This window comes from Algoriphagus zhangzhouensis, assembly GCF_900148515.1.
Classification (GTDB): domain Bacteria; phylum Bacteroidota; class Bacteroidia; order Cytophagales; family Cyclobacteriaceae; genus Algoriphagus; species Algoriphagus zhangzhouensis.
The window spans coordinates 621,211-642,261 of the sequence record NZ_FRXN01000002.1; the positions used below are offsets into that span (position 1 = coordinate 621,211).

Here is a 21,051-nt window from a genome sequence, read left to right on the forward strand (position 1 = left end):
TAGATCAGGCTGTCAGAAATGGCAGCCTTTTTTTATTCACATTCGCCCTCGGTCCAAGAAAGTAGACCCGAATTTTTAGCATGGCACGAATTACTGTAAGTCTTCCCGTCACATCCACAAACAGGCTGATAAATTTCAATACATCCATCATCTGAAACTTTATCGGGGTCAAAACAATCATTCTTCCTTGAATCTTCATCATTACAGCTAAAAGCAATGAAGACCAAAAGTGAAAGGCCGGTGAATTTCAAGAATTTCATAATTGAAGAACGACAATAAAAGGTAGATTGCTACTCAACCCTTCAGGAACAGGACACAATTTTATTTTTAAATTGTTCTTTTCGAAAAATCAAAACCCAAAAAATCCATGAAAGTCTTTCTTTCGCTCCTTCTTAGCTTTTTTTTAATCAGTAATTTTCATGAAGAAAACCCTAAATGGGTAGCAATCGGTGACTCTATTACTTACCTCAATGATCACCAAGATGAAACTGGAAATCGGGTTACAAAGGGTTATTTGACCCTAATTGGAGAGGAGTTTCCAGAATTGGACATAGTCAATAAAGGTTATAATGGATGGACTGCCGTGGCTATTGCAGAAAAATTTAAAGATCTAGAAATTCCAAAAGCTGATTTTTATTCGATTTTCTTGGGGACAAATGATTGGTGGGGGAGTAAGCCACTTGGCACCTTCAAAGATTTTCAAAATGCTACTGGAAACTCTACAGTTAATGGAGCTTTTAGAACTATTCTGGACAATATAAAATCACTAAATCCGGATGCAAAAATAATCTTGATCACACCCATGAAGCGTGTTGATTTTGTTTATATCAATAATTATAAAAACAATGCTTTTGGCTCTTACAAAACTAAAAATGATCAAGATTTAGAAGATTTTGCAAAAGCAATTAAAAAAATTGGCAAGAAAGAAGGAATACCAGTCATAGACCTTTACCACCATAAGCAAATGGATTTTCCAGATTTGATCAATTTCAAAAGATTGAAAAACCCAGAAACTGGAAACTACCAGAATTATCCTTTTCCCGAATTCATCGACATTCCTTTTGACCCAGAAAATGATCAATACCCATATCCAGAAGAAAGCATTAATATTACCTTTGATGGGCTTCATCCTTCAGACAAAGGGTATCAACTGATTTTTGAGGGCTTGTCCCCCTTATTCAAAGGCTGGCTTGAAAGGTAATCTTCGAGCGATTATTCTGATTAATGCAGCGGATTGGAAACTACCTTTCCTTTCTGATGGAGAAATTTCCCTACTTTTGCGACAGCGAATAAAACTATGCTGGATAAATTACAAACCCTCAAAGATAGATTTGAAGAAGTAGGACAATTGATCATTTTGCCTGATTCCATGGCAGACATGAGCAAATATGCCAAGCTTACCAAAGAATACAAGGATTTGGAAAAGGTCGTTCAGGCCTATGACGAATACCTTTTAGTTCTTCAAAACATAGATAGCTCTAAGGAGATCTTGGAAAATGAAAAAGACCCAGATTTCCGCGAAATGGCAAAAATGGAGCTGGATGAACTAAGAGGCAGGAAAGTAACTTTGGAGGAAGAATTAAAGCAATTACTTATTCCTAAGGATCCAAATGATTCCAAAGACTGTATTCTTGAAATCAGAGGAGGAACCGGAGGAGACGAAGCCGCGATTTTTGCAGGAGATTTATTCAGGATGTATGAGCGCTTCTGCGAAATGCAAGGGTGGAAGCTGACTGTTTTGGATTTGACCTTTGGATCTGCTGGTGGCTACAAAGAAATCATCGCTACTGTTTCCGGAGCAGACGTCTATGGAATGCTGAAATATGAATCCGGTGTACATCGAGTTCAAAGGGTTCCCGCTACAGAATCTCAAGGGAGAGTTCATACTTCCGCAGCATCGGTTGCTGTACTTCCGGAAATGGATGAGGTAGAAGTTCATTTGGACATGAATGACATCCGTAAGGACACCTATTGTTCTTCTGGACCGGGTGGACAGTCCGTCAACACTACCTATTCAGCAGTTCGTTTGACCCACAATCCAACAGGATTGGTGGTGACATGTCAGGATGAAAAGTCTCAAATCAAAAACTTTGAGAAGGCTCTAAAAGTTCTTCGATCTAGATTATATGAAATTGAGCTAGCCAAACACAACGAATCTGTAGGAGCTCAAAGAAAATCAATGGTGGGCAGCGGTGATAGATCTGATAAAATCAGAACATACAATTATCCCCAATCAAGGGTAACGGATCATCGTATCAACAAAACCGTCTACAATCTTCCAGAGGTAATGGATGGACACATTGAGGAGTTTATCTCCGCATTGAGACTAGCCGAGAACTTGGAAAAGATGCAAAGCTCAGGATTGGAGGATTAGGATCACCTTTTGCATAATTGTTTCGGGTTTTTTGCAGAATGTGCATTTTGCCTATTATCTTGAGTAATTAACCGTTAAGTTTTTATGATCATCTCCGGAGAAAGAGATATTAACCTGGTCACTTGGAATGAGGCTCACTTTCATCAGCTTTATCCTCTGGCTAATAACCCAAAAATCGCAATGAATCTGCGGGACAGTTTTCCGCAGCCATATACTATTCATGATGCCCGTCACTGGATAGAGCATAATCAGAAATTTAATCCTCCACACAATTTCGCAATTGAGTTTGAAGGCAAATTAGCTGGCTCCATTGGATGTGATCGAGGCAAAGATGAACTAAGAACTAACATGGAACTCGGATTTTGGGTTGGAGAACAATTCTGGGGAAAAGGTATAGCAACAGAGGCCGTGAAACTATTTACTCAGCATCTTTTAGATCGGTTTGATATTCAAAGAATTTATGCTCAAGTGTATGATTTCAATGTCGAATCCATGAATGTGCTTGAAAAAGCTGGCTACATCCCAGAGGCTATTTTGAAAAAAGCCTTTATAAAAAGAGGCGTCGTCGGAGATATATTCCAATACGTCAAAATCAGAGGAGAATCTTAATAAAAAGGTGAGCTTAAAAGCTCACCTTTTCTTTTGTAGTACTATTTCAATACTTATCTATCAATTTGATCCAAGGCCTGAGAAATATCCCAAATCAGGTCTTCAAAATGTTCAACCCCAATTGACAGGCGAACCAGATTTTCTGAAATACCGATTTCTATTCTATCTTTTTCATCCACATCGCTATGAGTCATAGTTGCTGGATGTTCGGCCAATGACTCGGTACTTCCCAAGGAAACTGCCAATTTGAATAACTTGAGACTATCTAGGAATCGGAATGCCTCCTTTTCTCCCCCTTTTACATCAAATGAAACCATCGCTCCAGCACATGTTAAATGGCTTTTGAAAATCTGATATTGAGGATCGCTTTCTGTCAAATGCCCCAAATAATATACTTTGGAAACTTTTGGGTGGTCTCTCAAAAAATCAGCTACTTTTTCGGCATTCAATGCCTGTTGGCTCATTCTGACTTTTAGAGTTTCCAAACTTCTCATCAACAACCAACCTGTCCACGGACCAGCCATATTTCCCAAGAAAGTTCGAAGTCTTCTAACTCGGCTCATCAATTCACTCCTACCCAATACTGCTCCAGCAATCAAATCGGAATGTCCCCCAATGTATTTGGTAGCAGAATAAACAACTAAATCTGCTCCTAACTCCAAGGGATGCTGCCAAAGAGGCCCCATATAAGTATTATCAACAACAACATAAACTGGGCTTTCTGAAGTGCTCAATTGATCTGCTACTTTTCGGCACAACTTTAAATCAAAAAGTGCATTGGTAGGATTTGCAGGTGTTTCGACGTAGATCAGCTTGATATTTTTCCCTTTTGCCAAAGCCAGCATTTCTTCCTCATTCATAGAATTGGTAAAGCCCAATCCCTTAATCTGATATTGCGGCATAAGCTTATTTATAAAATGATCGGTACCTCCATAAACCGGTTTGCTATATAGCATTCCATCTCCTGGCCTTAAAAACTCGAGTAGAACTGTGGAAATCGCAGACATGCCACTTTCAAAGACAGCGCATTCATCGGCTTTATCCCAAAGGGCAAGTCGCTCCTCCAAGATTTGAAGATCAGGATTGTTCAACCGAGAATAGATCAATCCCGGTTGCTCGCCTGGATTCTTTTCTCGTTTTCCATAGGCTAATTCAAAAAAGTCCTTTCCTTCTTGAGCTGATTTGAAGACAAAAGTAGAGGTTTGAAATATGGGGCATTTGACTGCACCTTCTGATAATTCAGGCTTATAGCCATGAGACATCATCAGGCTTTCTGGGGCGAAAGATCTCATCATAATATTTGGGTTTAATTCCCCCAAATGATGGAATATTTTATCAAATTTTCAAATCACATTTCGAAACAATATTCTGAATGAATATTATAATCAGGAACATATTTTGAATATTTGAAATAAAAAGTATATGATTTTATATTTGCCAAATAAAATTTTGTTTCCATCGATTTATTGGGTACTCGAAAATATACTATGCTGTGGAAAATTTTATTAAAAATTATTGAACTAAAAGCTTTCTTACCACACTTCCACTGTGCCCATCCAATCTCAAATAGTACACACCTGGTTTTAAATCATAAAACTCCAATTTCCTCTGACCGGAATGTATCGAGGTTTGGCTTAGAATCTGTCCAAAACTGGTGATCAAAACTGCATCATTCCATTGATCTAAAAATTCAGCTTCCACTATAAATCGTCCATGAGAAGGGTTTGGATAGACTTTTAATCCTTCCAGATCTGGGCCAGGCTCTAAACCCGTGATCAAGCTTACTTTGACAGCTAAATCTCTTTCCGGGCTATCATCACAAGAATTCTGACCTTTTACCTGAAGTACATAATCCCCTTCTTCTTCCCAAACAACTTGAATGGAAGCAGTACCTTGACCAGAAATAATGGTTCCGCCACCATTCAAATCCCATTGATAGCTGATCCCTTCTTCAGCAACAACCGAGTAAATCTGTTCTCCAAAAGCGACCAAGGACTCACCTGTAATTTCACTTGGTTGCACAGGAAGCGGATTAATGGTAATTGGTAAAGAAATAGTCTCAGCTTTACCGCAAGAATTTTCGGGAGTTACAGTAATAATACCTGCACCAGAAGTATTCCATTTGACTGTCAAACTCGCTGTGCCTTGACCATCTATTATTTCCCCTCCATCTATTGTCCAAGAATAGCTTATCCCTTCCAGTTCAGGCATAGTATAAGTTTCCTCATTTCCTTGACAAACAATCCCATTCCCAGCAATTACTTCTTCTGGAGCAGGCAAATCAGAAACAATCACTTCTATATAAGAGGTCTCTCCTGCTCCACAAAAATTTCTTCTATCTACAAAAACTCCCCTTCGACCTACATCCTTCCAGTTTACCTCAATGGTATTCGTCCCCTGACCAGAAATAATATCTCCACCATCCACTCTCCAATTCAATTGTGTACCTGGAATGATGCCATCTGTTATGCTATATTTTTGAATCTCAAGACAGGATTGAGTTAAGCCACTTATTTCACTCAAAGCCCCTTCAGCTGGCATACAATTGTAAACAAGAATACTTCCATCTTCCCCTACGGCATATGCCATTGTGGGAGAAGTTGCACTTACAGAAACCAGATCCCGGCTAGTTCCACTTTCAATTTGAGTCCAAGAATTGCCCCCATCTTTCGTGACTAAAGTAAACCCTTCTTTCCCAGACACAAATCCATAATTCTCATCAAAAAAATCAACTGATAATAAATCTTGGTCAGTCCCTGAATCAATAATTTTAAATGACTTAGCCATGTCGTCTGTTTTTACAATAAGTCCATTGTCTCCAACCATTACAGCACTTAACCCGCTAACTTTTGCTAAACCATTGAAATTTTCGTTTGTTAAGCTTTCAACTTTTTCCCAATTAGTTCCTCCATATGAGTATAATATCTCACCATTCGAACCAATTGCAATTCCTTCAATAAAATCAAAAAACATTAGATCCTTCAGATCATTTGGAGTACCACTATCTATGTTCAAATCCCATGTAACACCTGAATCTGAGGATCTAGTGATAAAACCTCCTGTTCCAGCCAAATAAAGAACAGAAGGAGCAAAAAGATAAAAACCATCCACCCTTTCATTGGTATTAATACTAAAATCACCCCAATTCACTCCAGAATTACTGGTTCTATAGATTTTTCCAGCAGGTCCGGAAACATAACCAAAGCTGGTATTCCAAAAATCAATAGTAGATATATCAATTTCTTCAGGAATTGGCCTACTTACAAAAGACTGTCCATAGTTTGTAGAGATGAGGAACTGCCCCTTTTGCCCAGCAACAAATCCAATTCTGTCACTTTTGAAGTCTACAGATGAAAAATTATTTCTATATCCAGCCAGCTTTTGCGTAAAAGTAGAGCCGGCGTTTGACGAAGAAATACCATAACCATCAACTCCAACCCCGAAAACTTGATTTGTTTGGCCAACAAAACTTATTTCTCTTAAGCCTCGAGAGTTTGTAGCACCAAGATTTATTTTCGAAAAACTTACCCCAGCATTTCCTGACCTTATTATTGTTGCTGTTTCTCCAGCTGCCACTAGGATTGAGGAGTTCAATTTCGAAATAGAAAGTGAATTGAGATCACTAACAACCCCTGTTACCAAACTTTGCCAAGTCTCACCTCCATCTATTGTCTTAATTGCAATACCTCCTTCACCTACTGCGTAACCAATAAAATCGGATGAAAATTGGATATCATTTAAGCTTGTACTAATTCCTGAATTCAGCTTATCCCAGGAATCTCCTCCATTATAACTTCTCAGAATAATTCCTTTTTCTCCAGAAGAATAGACCGTGTCTTGATTGAGGAAATTAATTGAATTTAAGCCCTCACTTACACCACTTTCAAGTTTTTGCCAAGAACTCCCATCATCTATCGATTGATAGATATCACCACTTTCACCTACTATTAGCCAATTGTCATTTCCGTTATAAGCGATATCCTTCCAATTAAAATCACCGCTAAGAGAAATAGAATTCCAAGAAGCCCCTCCATCCTGAGTTTTCAGAATTAAAGAATTCTCTCCAACTGCAATTCCTGAATCGGCATCTTCAAATTGTAGTCCCTGAATCCTTCCTTCAAATTCAATTGGTAACTCTTGCCAGCTTTGCCCAAAGTCCGTTGTTTTAATGAGTAGGTTTTCTCCACCAGCAAAAGCAACACTGTCATTGACCCAAACTATAGCTTCTAAATCCAAGCCCCAGCTTTGAAGACGCGTCCAAGTTTGTCCAAATGTTCCTAAGGAGATCAAAAAGAAAAGGCTAAAAAGAATCGAAAGCTTTCGCATGGGATATTTTGTAGATAAACAAAAATAAGTCATTTCCCTTCTTCTCAAAGAATTAAAGAAGCTCCCATGGAAAATCTAAAAGCATACAATTCTTCCTTCTTGAAAAATTGGGTAATTTTATCCTAATCAACCAATCCCTCCTATGAAACGGTTTACAATTCTTGCTCTTCTACCTATTTTATTTTCTTGCGGATCTGGAGAAAGGGTTTCCAAGGAAGTTTTTGAAGAAGTAAATAACTCGATGGAGGTAAAGAAACTTAGTGATGCCGAAATCCTGGCATCAGCATTGGAATGGGGAGACAGTATAAGCGCAAAGGCTCAAGCTGAGCTAATTTCCAACCTCCAAAAAGCAATAAGTGAAAAGGGTATACCAGGTGCCGTAGAATTTTGTAGCACTGAAGCAATGTCAATTAAAGAAACCATAGGATCTGAGTATGGAGTTACTATCAAACGAGTCTCTAATGCATTTCGAAATCCAAATGACAAACCTGACGAGATGGAAGGGAGAATTTTGGAGACTTATGAATACGACGTAGAAAATCAGATCAAACCAACTCCAAATATTCAAGCTGTAGATGGAGGCGAGGTATTTTTATATAGTAAGGCCATCGTAATTCCCAGCGGTCTATGTTTAAACTGCCATGGGGAGCCTCAAAAAGAAATCAATTCCGAAACACTTTCCAAAATAGATTCAATCTATCCCGAAGATCTGGCGCGGAATCATAAAGTCGGAGATTTGAGGGGAATGTGGGCTATTTACATCCCGAAGAGTGAAATCGTTAAAAAATTGTGATTTTTTGTCCGCTTTCGATACAAAGTCCTGCTAAAAAACTGCATTTCCAAATAATGAAAGGGCTATTAGGGCTTTTACACTAGACCCGAGACATCTTATCCTACCAAAAATGCATTTGATCAAAATTTGGCTATTTTTTTCCAAATTTTTGCAAAAAATGACAAAATACAGTCAGCTTCTGTTAAGATTCAGCAAGACTTTTAAGTCAAAAAAATAGACGTTTAGGGGTTAAATAAATCAATTACTAACCCAAAAGCCTGTCTATGAGGAATCTCGACAAACTTAAGCTGTTTGGCTTAACATTTTTGCTATGTCTTGGCATTACGGCCTCGACTATGGCCCAGACCCGGGAGGTGTCTGGAGTAGTTATTTCAGGGGAAGATAATTTCCCACTTCCAGGAGTTTCAATCCTGGTCAAAGGTACCACTACAGGTACTGTAACGGATGTTGATGGTAATTTCAATATTACTGTCAATTCAGACAATCCAGTTTTAGTCTTTTCTTTTATCGGATTTATGACTCAAGAGGTCGAAGTGGGCGCCAGAACCACTTTGGACATCACCTTGGCTCCTGACACCAAATCTTTGGAAGAAGTAGTCGTGGTAGGTTACGGTGAACAGAAAAAGGAAACTATTACTGGATCAGTAGCCACAGTTAAAGGTAAAGAGCTGACAAAATCTCCAGCTTTGAACCTTTCCAACTCAATCGCAGGTCGTATGGCTGGGGTTGTTGCTGTAAACCGTAGCGGTGAACCAGGATATGATGATTCTGGAATCCGTATTCGTGGTAGCAATACCCTTGGAAACAACGATGCATTGGTGGTAATCGATGGAATCCCTGCTAGAGCAGGTGGTCTTTCTCGATTGAATCCAAATGACATCGAAAGTATTTCCGTATTGAAGGATGCTTCCGCGGCGATTTATGGATCTCGTGCAGCGAATGGTGTAATCTTGGTAACCACTAAAAGAGGTACCACTGGTAAGCCTGAGCTAACGTTCCAAATGAACCAAGGCTGGGCTCAGCCTACAGTAATCCCTAAGTTGGCTGATGCTGCTCAATATGCAGAGATGCTGAACGATTTGGATATCTATGCTCTTCCAGTAGATGAGTGGGGTGCAGCTAATGATGCTTACAAACAATCTGGAGTTTACACCAGACCTGATGGGCAAGTTAGAAACGCACCTTATACTCCTGATGAATTGGAGCTTTATAAAAATGGGTCTGATCCTTGGTTCTATCCAAATACCGATTGGTATGGTGAAACTTTGAAAACATGGTCTCCACAAAGCAGATACAACCTTCAATTGGTAGGTGGTAGCGAAAATGTGAAGTACTTGACTTCTTTGGGTTACCAAAATCAAGATGCATACTATAAGAATGCTGCAACTGGTTATAAGCAGTATGATTTTAGAATCAACTTGGATGCTAACATCAATGAATATGTAAAAGTTGGTTTGGGAATTCTAGCAAGAGAAGAATTTAGATTCTTCCCTACTAGAGGTGCCGGAGCAATTTTCCGTATGCAGATGAGAGGTAAGCCAAATCAGCCTGCATACTGGCCAAATGGTCTTCCAGGACCAGATATCGAGAATGGTGAAAACCCAGTGGTAATTACTACCAATGCCACAGGATATAATCGTGATAAAAGAGATTATATTCAAACAACTGGTAACCTCGAGATCAAGATTCCTGGCGTAGAAGGCCTTAAATTCACTGGTACTGCTGCCATTGATAAATACATTAGATATACTAAAAACTGGCAAATTCCGTGGACTCTTTATGAGCTAGGTAATGGCTATGAAGCAGACGGTGTCACTCCAGTTTTGGTAGGAAACCAAAGAGGTCCTGCAGAACCTAATTTGAGTGAATACACAAGTCAACAATTGAATATCCTTTTGGGAGGTGTATTCAACTATGACAAAAAAATCAATGAAGACCATACCATCAATGTAGTAGCAGGAGTTAACCGTGAGACTATTGAAGGAAATGATTTCAATGCTTACAGAAGGTTCTTTATTTCCACAGCGATTGACCAAATGTTTGCTGGTGGTGATTTGCAGAAAGACAATGGTGGTGGAGCATTCAACAGAGCTCGTTTGAACTACTTCGGTAGAGTTGCCTATAACTACAAAGAGAAATATCTGGCAGAATTCCTTTGGAGATATGACGGTTCTTACATCTTCCCTGAAGATACCAGATTCGGTTTCTTCCCAGGCGTAATGCTAGGTTGGGTTGCTTCCGAAGAAGGATTCTGGAAAAACTCTGGTATCGGACAAACTTTCGACTTCTTCAAAGTAAGAGGTTCGTGGGGTCAGTTGGGTAATGATCAAATCGGTGAATTCCAGTATTTGTCTACCTATGGATTCAGCTCCTATATTGTCGGAGGCGCTGAGACCAAAACCCTATACGAAACGAGAATCCCTAACAGAGCTATTACTTGGGAAGTTGCAAACAACTCCAACCTAGGTTTCGAAGGACAATTCCTACAAGGAAAAATCTTCTTCGAGTTTGACCTATTCTACAATAAGAGAACAAATATCTTGTGGCAAAGAAATGCCTCAATTCCTCAAAGTACAGGACTTTCACTACCTGCCGAAAACATCGGTGAAGTGGAAAACAAAGGATTCGATTTAAACTTGGGCTACCGTGGTGGCAAAGGCGAATTCCAGTATTCAGTTAGTGTGAATGGTGGCTATGCCAAAAACCAAATTCTATTCTGGGATGAGTCTCCAGGTGCTCCAGAATGGCAACAATCAACTGGTTCTCCAATGAATACCTTCTTGGTATATCAATATGATGGTGTATTTAGAGATCAGCAGGAAATTGATGCTGAAACTTTAGATTATTCTGCTGTAACTGGTAACCTAAGACCAGGTGACATGAGATACAAGGATTATGATGGAGATGGTAAAATTACTCCTGATGACCGAGTAAGAATGGATCAAAACAATATTCCAACATTCCAAGGAGGTCTTAACTTCAATGCAAATTGGAAAGGTTTTGATTTCTCTCTCTTGTTACAAGGAGCTTTGGGTGCTAGACAATATGTAAGTGCTGGCGAATCTGGAAACATCGGTAACTATTTGTTGGATTTCTATGAAAACAGATGGACTATCGACAATCCAAGTTCTACTGATCCTAGAATTGCAAACAGATCTGATCAATGGTACTCTGGAGGCAACACCTATTGGTTTAGAAAAACTGATTACTTGAGATTGAAAAACTTGGAAATTGGATACAATCTTCCAGCACATTTGACTCAGAAGGTAGGAATCCAGAATGCTAGATTCTATGTAAATGGATTGAACCTGATCACTTTTGACAAGTTGAAGGTATATGATCCAGAAGGAAGTAGCTCTACTGGACAGTACTACCCTCAAGCGAGAGTAATCAACACTGGTCTTTCTGTTTCATTCTAATAATTGATAACATGAAAAATAACCTAAAAAATATAGTTGCAGCATTGTCCATTGGATTAGTTATGGCAAGCTGTAATAACGATTTCTTGAACGTTGATCCTTTGGGTGAAATATCTGAATCTGCTGTATGGACCGATCCTGCATTGGCTGAGGCATTTGTTACAGGTATTTATCAAGGATTTGGTAACGGTGGATTTGATGAGCAAATGCTTGCTTCATTGACTGATGAATCAATTTTCACTCACCCAGGCAGAGGTATTACTACGATCACTGAAGCTAGATCTAATCCAGCTGATATCGGATGGGTAAACAACACAATTTCTTGGGGTAATATGTATTCCTACATCCGTAGAGCCAATATTGCTATTTCAAACTTAAGCGAAACCGAAATCGATGATCAGGCAACTGTTGATAGATTGTTGGGTGAGGCTAAGTTTATGAGAGCATATTACTATCAGCAATTAGCTAGATATTATGGTGGTGTGCCTTTGGTAGACAGACCATATGATTTGGGTGAAGAAACTTATGAAGCTCCTCGTAATACCTGGGAAGAAACAATTGATTTCATCGTAGCAGATTTGGATGATGCAGCAAGCCTTTTGGCTGGCAAATCCATGGCTTCAGGTAGAGCAACAGAATTAGCTGCTTTAGCCTTGAAATCAAGAGTTCTTTTGTATGCAGCGAGTGATCTTCATGATGCTCCTACCGCTCAAGGTAACTCTTCTGTTTTGGCAGGATTTTCAAACATTGAGTTAGTAGCATACACAAGCGGAAGTCAAACTGAAAGATGGCAAAAAGCTCAAGCTGCTGCCAAAGCAGTTTTGGACAAAGCATCTGGTGCTAATTACGGACTTTCTGCTCCAGTTTCTCAAGAAGAAGGTATCCAAAACTATATCAACACTTCCCTATCCAGAAATGGTGGTGAAGCTGATTTGATCTTAGGTAGATACTTCATCAGTGCAAAAAGAGAAAATGGTGGACGTCAAGGCTTGTTCAATGGTCCAAACGGATACAACAACTGGGCAGGTAATACTCCGGTTCAATTGCTTGTTGATGACTATCAAATGATGGATGGTTCTGATTTCGATTGGGACAATCCTGAGCATGCTGCAGCTCCTTACGAAAACAGAGAGGCTAGATTCTATGCTTCTTTCTTGTACGAAGGTGCTCAATGGAAGCCAAGATCTACTGCTAACCAAGCAAAAGATCCACTTGGTCAAATCCAAACTGGTACTTATGAAGTCAACCCTGGAGGAACAGTTCAAACTCACTTTGGATTGGATACCAGAAACTCTTCAATTGAGGACTGGAATGGTAGCTACACTGGCTACTACATGAGAAAATTCATCGATCCAGATCCAGCTATTGTTGATCAAAATACTTGGCAGGAAGTTCCTTGGCCAGTATTGAGATATACAGAGGCTGTATTGAACTATGTGGAAGCTTCAATCGAATTAGGACAAGAAGATGAAGCTAGAAACTGGTTGAACCAAATCAGATACCGTGTAGCGCTTCCGGCGATCACTGCAACAGGTGAAGATTTAGTTGAGGCCTATCGAAATGAAAGACGTGTGGAAATGGCTTACGAAGAGCAAAGATACCATGATGCAAGACGTTGGATGATTGCTGCCGAAACTTTAGGCAGAAAAGCTAACATCATCAGCATCACCGGTACCTTGAAACCTGGTGCAAGCGTTTCTATCTACAGACACGATCCTGAGGTTTACGATTACGATTATTCTGTTTTCCCTATTGACCCAGGAAAAGAAAACCGTACTTGGTTGGATAAAATGTATTTCATTCCGATTCACAGAGATGAGATAAACCGAAACTCAAACTTGATCCAGAACCCTGGATTCGATTAAGTTTCTTAAATTTCCAGGCTGTCCAAATTGGGCAGCCTGGATTTTAATATTGCCATGAGAAGAATATTAACACTAATTACCCCAATAACCCTATCATTTTTTTTTTCCTGTAGTCCCACACAGGAACCAGAAGAAATAAAGCAGGAAGTCAATGACCTCTTATTTCTTAAGATTGATCCTCAAGTTTCTGGAATTACTTTTCAAAATAAACTTCAAGAATCCCTTAACCTCAATGTACTGATGTATGAATATCTCTATAATGGTGGCGGTGTCGCTATCGGAGATGTCAACAATGATGGTTTAGAGGATATTTATTTCTCTGCAAACGTCAGCGGAAACAAATTATATCTCAACGAAGGGAATCTTAAATTCAAAGATATTACCGATCAAGCTCAGGTAGCTGGAATCCCTGGTCCCTGGAATACCGGAACCGTTATGGCCGATGTCAATGGCGATGGATTACTAGACATCTACCTTTGTAGATCTGGCGCTTTACCTCCAGAAAAAAGAAACAACCTACTATTCATCAATAAGGGAAACAACGAACAAGGCTTCCCAACTTTTGAGGAAAAAGGAGCTGAATTCGGATTGGATTCAAATGCTCCTAGTACCTCAGCAAGTTTTTTTGACTATGATCTTGATGGGGATTTGGATCTGTTTTTACTCAATCACAATACCAAGTCCATCCAAAATCAAAATGTCTCAGTAACGCAAAAACTGATGACTGAGAGACATGAAGCAGGATCTCAGCTTTTCGAAAATCGAAATGGAAAATTCGTAGAAGTCACTGACAAAGCCGGCATTTCAAGTTCCATGTTTTCTTATGGCTTAGGAATTTCTACTGCAGATATCAATCAGGATGGATGGCCAGACATTTACATTGGAAATGATTACTCTATCCCTGATTTCCTTTACATCAATCAGAAAAACGGGACCTTCAAAGATGAACTTTCCGAAAGGCTGGGACACATTTCCAATTTCTCAATGGGAAATGATCTGGTCGATGTAAACAATGACGGCTTGGTGGATATTTTCACCTTGGACATGCTTCCAGAGGACAATGAAAGACAAAAGCTTTTGCTTGCTCCCGACAATTTTGAAATGTTCCAACTCAATGTAGATAGAGGATGGCATCATCAATACATGAGAAATATGCTGCATGTCAACGACGGAACGGGCACCTTTTCAGAAGTCGGCCAGTTCTCAGGCATTTCGAATACAGATTGGAGCTGGTCAGCGCTTTTTGCAGATCTAGACAATGATGGGCTAAAGGACCTTTTCATTACCAATGGATACATGAGAGATTACAACAATCAGGATTTCCTCAATTACATGGATAACTATGTGAGAACTTCTGGTGGAAAACTCAAAAGAGAAGATCTTTTGAATTTGGTGAAGTCCATGCCGTCTACAGAATTGAATAATTATGTCTACAAAAACCTAGGCAATCTTCAGTTTGAAAATGAAGTGAAAAACTGGGGATTTGATCAGGCATCCAATAGCCATGGAGCTGCCTATGCTGATTTGGATTTAGATGGCGATTTAGATTTAGTCATCAACAATGTAAATGCACCAGCAGGAGTATACGAGAATAAAAGCAATGAAAAATCAGAAGCAAATTTTCTTAAGCTGAAGCTTAAAGGCGAAAAGAAAAATCTATTTGCTATCGGAACGCAAATCAAGGTTTTTGCTAATGGAACTGTCCAGTATTTAGAGCAAAACCCTTTTAGAGGATATCAATCCTCAGTCAGCCCAACACTTTTGATCGGACTTGGAAGCATTCAAAAAGTGGACTCAATTGAGGTTTCTTGGCCAGGAGGTCCTAAAAAAGTAATCAGGGATATATCTATAAATCAAACATTGGAAATTAGCCCTGAAACAGGTGAGAATTTGAATCCAAAGGCTAATTCTATCAAATCCCTTCTTTCTCAAAAAACAATCATCAATTTACCACAAGCAAAAGCTAGCAACGACTACAAACGTCAACCTTTAATGCTTCACCCTGTTTCAAACCAAGGAAAAGCGATGGTTTCGGCTGATTTCAATCAAGATGGAAAAATGGACTTGTTTGTTGGAGGTGAGGCAGGAGCATCAGGATCTGTTTATCTCCAATCAGGTAATGGAAGCTTTTCAGGTGGAAAATCATCTGCATTTACATCCTTTGCCAATCAAGCAGACACAGATGCAATAAGTTTTGACGCAAATGGCGATGGCAATTCTGATTTGCTTGTTGTGACAGGAGGCTTGTATGATTTTTATGCTGACTCAAAGGCTTGGACTGCACACTTATATCTGAATAATGGCTCAGGCAATCTTCAAGAGAAGTCAAATGCATTCCCAAGCTTTAGCCAACCGGCTTCCTCAGTCATTAATTTGGATTTTGACCAAGACGGTGATCAGGATATCATCATCGGTTTTAGACAAGTTCCTGACCAATACCCTAGCTCAAAAGGAATTCAAGTTTGGGAGAATGATGGAGACGGAAACTTCTCCATAAGTTCTACAAATCAGTCTTGGATGGAAGATCTGGGAATGATCACAGATATCATTTCTGCTGATCTATCTGGAAGTGAAAAATCTGAAGTTGTTGTAGTCGGGGAAAGCACCCCAATCACCGTCCTTTCATTTGAGTCTAGATCTTGGAAAAACGTTTCCTCAACTTATTTCGAAAGACCCATGGTAGGGCTCTGGAATCAAGTAGAAGCCAGCGATTGGGACGGCGACGGTAAAATGGAGCTTTTGGTAGGCAACTTGGGATTGAACACCCAATTGAAAGCTAGCTTTGAGCGACCAATGGAGTTGCTTTACAAGGACATTGACAATAATGGAACAATCGATCCAATCTTTGGCTATTACATTGGAGAGCAAAAATATCCCCTCGCCAGCCGAAACGAATTAATTGCCCAAATCCCGATTCAAAAGAAAAAATATCTGGATTTTAAAATCTATTCACAGACTCCTTTTGATAAACTTTTTACACCAGAAGAAAGAGCAGGAGCAACCACCATTCAGATTAATGAGCTGGAAACTGTTTATTTAGCGCAGGACGCATCAGGTATTTACCGCAAAAAAAATCTTCCTATGCAAGCCCAGTTTTTTCCAGTATATAGTTCATTGGCTGTAGACATCAATAAGGATGGAAATCTTGATATGATTTTGGGAGGAAACTTAGGTTTTGGAAAGCTCAGTCTTGGTAAGTATGATGCTGGAAAAGGCCTGGTACTTTTAGGTAATGGAAAAGGAGATTTTATAGACCTTTCCTATCAAGAATCTGGAATTCTAATCAGCGGTGATATTAGACAAACCTTAAAACTCAATGAACAACTCTTATTCCTTGTGAAAGGAAAAGGAGTCTACATCTATCAATAATCAATTTTCAGTATAATCCAATGATTAAAAAGTTTACCCTTATTTGTTCCCTTTGGCTATTTGGGCCAACCCAAGGGGAGGGAGTTTTTGAGCCTTATTCACAGAAAATCCCAGGATCTCAAGTCACTTTTGATATGACTCCGATTCCTGGAGGTACATTTACAATGGGGTCAGAAAACGGTGATTCAGATGAAAAGCCAAGCCATTCGGTCAAAATTGATCCTTTTTGGATGGGAACCCACGAAGTGACCTGGGATGCATTTGAAATGTTTTTGGATAAAAACTACGAACTAGCTATTTCAGAAGGGCCAATCGGAGACATTGTTGATGGTTTGACCAGACCTAGTATTCCTTATTTGGATATGACTTTTGGAATGGGCAAAGAAGGCAAACCTGCCATCGGAATGACTCAATACGGAGCCGTCCAATATTGCCACTGGCTTTATTTGAAAACTGGCATCTTCTATAGACTTCCGACAGAAGCTGAGTGGGAATATGCTGCGAAAGCCGGAACTGACACTCCCTATTTCTTCGGAACTGATTCTTCTCAAATGGGAGAATATGCCTGGACCAAAGAAAACTCAGAAGAATTAACCCATACCGTAGGCACCAAAAAGCCAAACCCTTGGGGATTATATGACATTTATGGAAATGTACTTGAATGGACAGCAGATCAATATGATCCTGAGTTTTATGCGAGTTCACCAGAAGAAAATCCATTGAATCCATCCAGTGAATTGTATCCGAGAGTGGTAAGAGGTGGAAGCTATGATACTCCAGCTGCAGAAATTACTTCTTCGAAACGATATGTTTCCAGCTCAGATTGGAAGCGAATCGATCCGCAGATTCCAAAAAGTCAATGGTGGTTCCCTGAAGCGCCATTTTTAGGCATGCGACTAGTAAGACCTTTGAATCCTCCAAGTGAGGAAGAAATCAAAGCTTATTATACTGCTGCCCCTATCACTGATTATTAAACCTAAAAACAACCATATTATGAAATTAGAAAACTCAAGAAGAGATTTTATCAAGACTTCCGCCCTGGCAACAGGCGGTTTGCTTGCCTCCTCGTTTGTTCTTCCTGGTGCATATGCAGCACCTGTTACTGAGCTTAAACTTGCTTTGATCGGGTGTGGTGGTCGTGGAACCGGAGCTGCATTTCAAGCTCTAAATACTGGCCACAACATCAAATTGGTAGCTATGGCTGATGCCTTTAGAGATCGCTTGGATGGCGCCTACAAGCCATTGATCGAAAAGTATGGCAAAGATGTCATCACTGTCTCTGAAGACAAAAAATTTGTAGGATTTGACGCTTACAAGCATGCAATCGCTGAAGCTGATGTTGTAATCTTGGCAACACCTCCAGGCTTCCGTCCAATGCATTTTGAGGAAGCTGTCAAGCAAGGAAAGCAAGTTTTCATGGAAAAGCCGGTTGCGGTTGATGCCGCTGGTATCCGTAAGGTCTTGAAAGCTGCTGAAGAAGCAAAAGCTAAAAAATTAAACGTAGTGGTAGGTCTTCAGAGACATTATCAAGCAAATTACGTCGAAACCATCAAGAGAATTCACGATGGTGAAATCGGAGACATCATCAATGGTCAAGTGTATTGGAATGACGGTGGTGTTTGGGTAAGAGAAAGACAGCCTGGCCAAACTGAAATGGAATACCAAATGAGAAACTGGTATTACTTCAACTGGCTATGTGGGGACCATATCAATGAGCAGCACGTCCACAACATCGATATCGCCAACTGGGTGAAAAAAGGCTATCCGGTAAAAGCAGAAGGTACTGGTGGTAGATTGGTAAGAACTGGCAAAGAGAACGGTGAAATCTTTGACCACCATGTTTTGACTTACACTTATGCAGATGGCTCTGTGATTCACTCTGAGTGTAGACACTTCCCAGGTGCTCAAAATAGAGTAGATGAAAGCTTCCAAGGAACCAAAGGAACTGCTTACCTAAGTGCAGGAAACTACGGGACTTTGAAAGACTGGAAAGGAAATGTCCTTTACGATCACGATAGAAAAAATCAGCCAAACCCTTATCAGGTAGAGCACGATTTGCTTTGGGAAGCTCTTTTCAATGGTGATTACAAATATGCCGATGCTGAAAACGCTGCAAAAAGTACAATGACTGCTATCATGGGAAGATATGCGACATATTCTGGTAAGCCATTAACTTGGGATGAAGCATTAAACGGAACAGTGGATTTGATGCCAGAAACTTTGGCTTGGGATGCTATGCCTAAAGTATTGCCTGGTGAAGACGGTTATTATCCACATGCTGTTCCTGGAAAAACTAAAGTAATCTAAGCCATGGAAAGAAGAGGATTTATCAAAAAAGTAGGCCTAGGAAGCACAATCATGGGTGTAACTGGTGCCATGTCTATCCCTGCATTTGCTGAGGAGAAAAAAGCAGCTCCTTTCAAAATGGACTTTGCTCCACACTTTGGAATGTTCAGAAACTCCGCTCCTGGTGGAGTTGTGGACCAATTGAAATTCATGGCAGATCAAGGCTTCCGTTCTTTGGAAGACAATGGTATGTTGGGAAGATCTGTGGAAGAGCAAACTCTGATTGCAAAAACCATGGAAGAACTCGGAATGAGAATGGGTGTTTTCGTAATCGATGGCGGAGACAACTGGAAAGTTTCTTTAACCAGTGGCAAAAAAGAGTTCATGGACACTTTCTTGGATACATGTAGAAAATCCGTGGAAGTTGCCAAGCGTGTCAATGCAAAGTGGATGACTGTGGTACCTGGATATTTCGAAAGAAATCTTCCAATGGGAGTGCAGACAGCCAATATCATTGAAGCTTATAAAAGAGCATCTGAGATTTTTGAACCACACGGTTTGGTGATGGTGATGGAGCCATTGAGCGACAATCCTGACCTATTCTTGAGACACGCTGATCAGTCTTTCATGATTTGTAAGGCTGTTGATAGCCCTGCATGCAAAATCTTGTACGATATCTATCATATGCAGCGAAATGAAGGTAACCTAATCGCCACCATGGAAAAGACCTGGGATGAGATAGCCTACATTCAAATAGGAGATAATCCAGGTAGAAAGGAACCAGGAACAGGAGAAATCAATTATGCTAATGTCTTTAAGTATATTCATGACAAAGGCTTTGATGGTATCTGTGGTATGGAGCATGGAAATGCCCATCCAGGTACAGAGGGTGAACTTGCCCTGATCCAAGCCTACAGAGATGTGGACGTTCCTTAATTTAGAAATATGATCAAAAGAAGTATTATGGCGCTTTCCCTTGGGTTAGCGCTTTTTTCCTGTCAAAAAAAGAATCAAGAACCAGAAGCTCCTACTGGATGGCAGATTTTTGAAACACCAACTGAAGCTTCATTCCGTGGACTCTCACCTGTCACAGGTGATATTGCTTGGGTCAGTGGCAGCGAAGGCACCTGGATGAAAACTCTTGATGGTGGAGCCACTTGGAGCCATGGAGTTATTGGTGGCTTAGACTCTGTTGATTTTCGATCCATTCAAGGCTTTGATGCTGAAACCGCAGTTGCCGTTTCAGCTGGACAACCTGCTGTCATCTACAAAACAACAAATGGAGGTGAAACTTGGGAATTGAAACATCAGGAAGTGGAAGAAGCCTTTTTGGATGGAATTACCTTTTCTGATGAAAATAGAGGTTATGTTTTCGGAGATCCAGTTGAAGGAAAATGGATGATTCTTCAAACCTTAGATCAAGGGGAGTCATGGACTCCTATTGACTCTTTACCACAGGCAGCAAATGGTGAAGCGGGGTTTGCCGCTAGTGCCTCTTCATTATTAGCCGAAGGTGAAAACCTTTACCTAGGAAGCGGAGGAACTGAAGCTTCACTTCACATTTCCACAGATCAGGGGAAAACCTGGTCAAGAAATCCTAGCCCATTAATTCAAGGAAAAGCTTCCCAAGGAATTTTTGCTTTGACATCCACCAGAAATGGAGAATTAATCTTGGTAGGTGGAGATTATGTGGCACCTGAAGAAACTCAAAAAAATGCCGGAATCTTTCGAACTACAGACAACCAATGGATAGAATATCAATCAGGTCCATTGGGATATAGATCTGGAGTACAATATTTCCCAAGATTCAATTGGGTAATTACAGTTGGCACCAACGGCTCTGACTATTCAAATGACTATGGTTTGACCTGGAGCTCCTTTTCTCAGGAAGATTTCCATGCGGTTAAACTTAGCTTGACGGAAGGAACAATTTGGGCATCTGGTGGAAAAGGAAAAGTCGCAAAATTGACTTTCTAAAGTCAAGCGAAAAAGTGATCTTTTCCTGAGATT

The 21,051-nt window shown here is 40.1% G+C and carries 14 protein-coding genes; 11 read left to right on the top strand and 3 right to left on the bottom strand.

Annotation, left to right across the window (positions count from 1 at the left end; all coding sequences use genetic code 11):
• Positions 1-32: 32 nt before the first annotated feature.
• A complete protein-coding gene (locus tag BUF13_RS08625; RefSeq protein ID WP_073571368.1) occupies positions 33-260 on the bottom strand; it encodes a Kazal-type serine protease inhibitor family protein in 228 nt (75 codons plus the stop codon).
• 107 nt (positions 261-367) lie between these two features.
• On the opposite strand from BUF13_RS08625, the gene BUF13_RS08630 reads away from it, so the two are divergent.
• From BUF13_RS08630 to BUF13_RS08640, 3 genes are all read left to right on the top strand, one after another.
• Positions 368-1,201 carry an SGNH/GDSL hydrolase family protein gene (locus BUF13_RS08630; protein ID WP_073571369.1) on the top strand — a complete coding sequence of 278 codons (834 nt, stop codon included), beginning with the start codon at positions 368-370 and terminating at the stop codon, positions 1,199-1,201.
• 96 nt (positions 1,202-1,297) lie between these two features.
• Complete coding sequence (gene prfA, locus BUF13_RS08635; protein ID WP_073571370.1) at positions 1,298-2,374, top strand: peptide chain release factor 1; 1,077 nt, start codon at positions 1,298-1,300, stop codon at positions 2,372-2,374.
• 84 nt (positions 2,375-2,458) lie between these two features.
• Positions 2,459-2,983, top strand: a complete 525-nt coding sequence (locus BUF13_RS08640) for a GNAT family N-acetyltransferase (protein WP_083586410.1) — start codon at positions 2,459-2,461, stop codon at positions 2,981-2,983.
• A 53-nt stretch (positions 2,984-3,036) separates the two neighbouring features.
• Here BUF13_RS08640 and BUF13_RS08645 read toward each other — a convergent pair whose 3' ends face one another.
• Positions 3,037-4,278: a cystathionine gamma-synthase family protein gene (locus BUF13_RS08645; protein ID WP_073571371.1), complete on the bottom strand. Its 1,242-nt coding sequence runs from the start codon at positions 4,276-4,278 to the stop codon at positions 3,037-3,039.
• 217 nt (positions 4,279-4,495) lie between these two features.
• Positions 4,496-7,309 carry a YCF48-related protein gene (locus BUF13_RS08650; RefSeq protein ID WP_073571372.1) on the bottom strand — a complete coding sequence of 938 codons (2,814 nt, stop codon included), beginning with the start codon at positions 7,307-7,309 and terminating at the stop codon, positions 4,496-4,498.
• 142 nt (positions 7,310-7,451) lie between these two features.
• On the opposite strand from BUF13_RS08650, the gene BUF13_RS08655 reads away from it, so the two are divergent.
• The 8 genes from BUF13_RS08655 to BUF13_RS08690 all read left to right on the top strand — a co-directional run bounded on the left by BUF13_RS08655 (position 7,452) and on the right by BUF13_RS08690 (position 21,018).
• The gene (locus BUF13_RS08655; protein ID WP_073571373.1) at positions 7,452-8,102 is read left to right on the top strand and encodes a Tll0287-like domain-containing protein; all 651 of its coding nucleotides are present in this window, start codon (positions 7,452-7,454) and stop codon (positions 8,100-8,102) included.
• 335 nt (positions 8,103-8,437) lie between these two features.
• The gene (locus tag BUF13_RS08660) at positions 8,438-11,521 is read left to right on the top strand and encodes a SusC/RagA family TonB-linked outer membrane protein (protein ID WP_394345359.1); all 3,084 of its coding nucleotides are present in this window, start codon (positions 8,438-8,440) and stop codon (positions 11,519-11,521) included.
• A gap of 11 nt (positions 11,522-11,532) precedes the next feature.
• Positions 11,533-13,386 (top strand): RagB/SusD family nutrient uptake outer membrane protein, encoded by a 1,854-nt coding sequence (locus BUF13_RS08665; protein ID WP_073571375.1) that lies wholly within the window; start codon positions 11,533-11,535, stop codon positions 13,384-13,386.
• A gap of 54 nt (positions 13,387-13,440) precedes the next feature.
• Positions 13,441-16,755, top strand: a complete 3,315-nt coding sequence (locus BUF13_RS08670) for a VCBS repeat-containing protein (protein ID WP_073571376.1) — start codon at positions 13,441-13,443, stop codon at positions 16,753-16,755.
• A 20-nt stretch (positions 16,756-16,775) separates the two neighbouring features.
• The gene (locus BUF13_RS08675) at positions 16,776-17,729 is read left to right on the top strand and encodes a formylglycine-generating enzyme family protein (protein WP_073571377.1); all 954 of its coding nucleotides are present in this window, start codon (positions 16,776-16,778) and stop codon (positions 17,727-17,729) included.
• 19 nt (positions 17,730-17,748) lie between these two features.
• Positions 17,749-19,062, top strand: coding sequence for a Gfo/Idh/MocA family oxidoreductase (locus BUF13_RS08680; RefSeq protein WP_073571378.1), 1,314 nt, complete (start codon positions 17,749-17,751; stop codon positions 19,060-19,062).
• Between the two features lie 3 nt (positions 19,063-19,065).
• Entirely contained in the window at positions 19,066-19,977 is a 912-nt protein-coding gene (locus tag BUF13_RS08685) for a hydroxypyruvate isomerase family protein (protein WP_073571379.1), read from the top strand.
• A gap of 9 nt (positions 19,978-19,986) precedes the next feature.
• On the top strand, positions 19,987-21,018 hold the full coding sequence (locus BUF13_RS08690; RefSeq protein WP_073571380.1) for a YCF48-related protein: 1,032 nt from the start codon (positions 19,987-19,989) through the stop codon (positions 21,016-21,018).
• Positions 21,019-21,051: the final 33 nt, after the last annotated feature.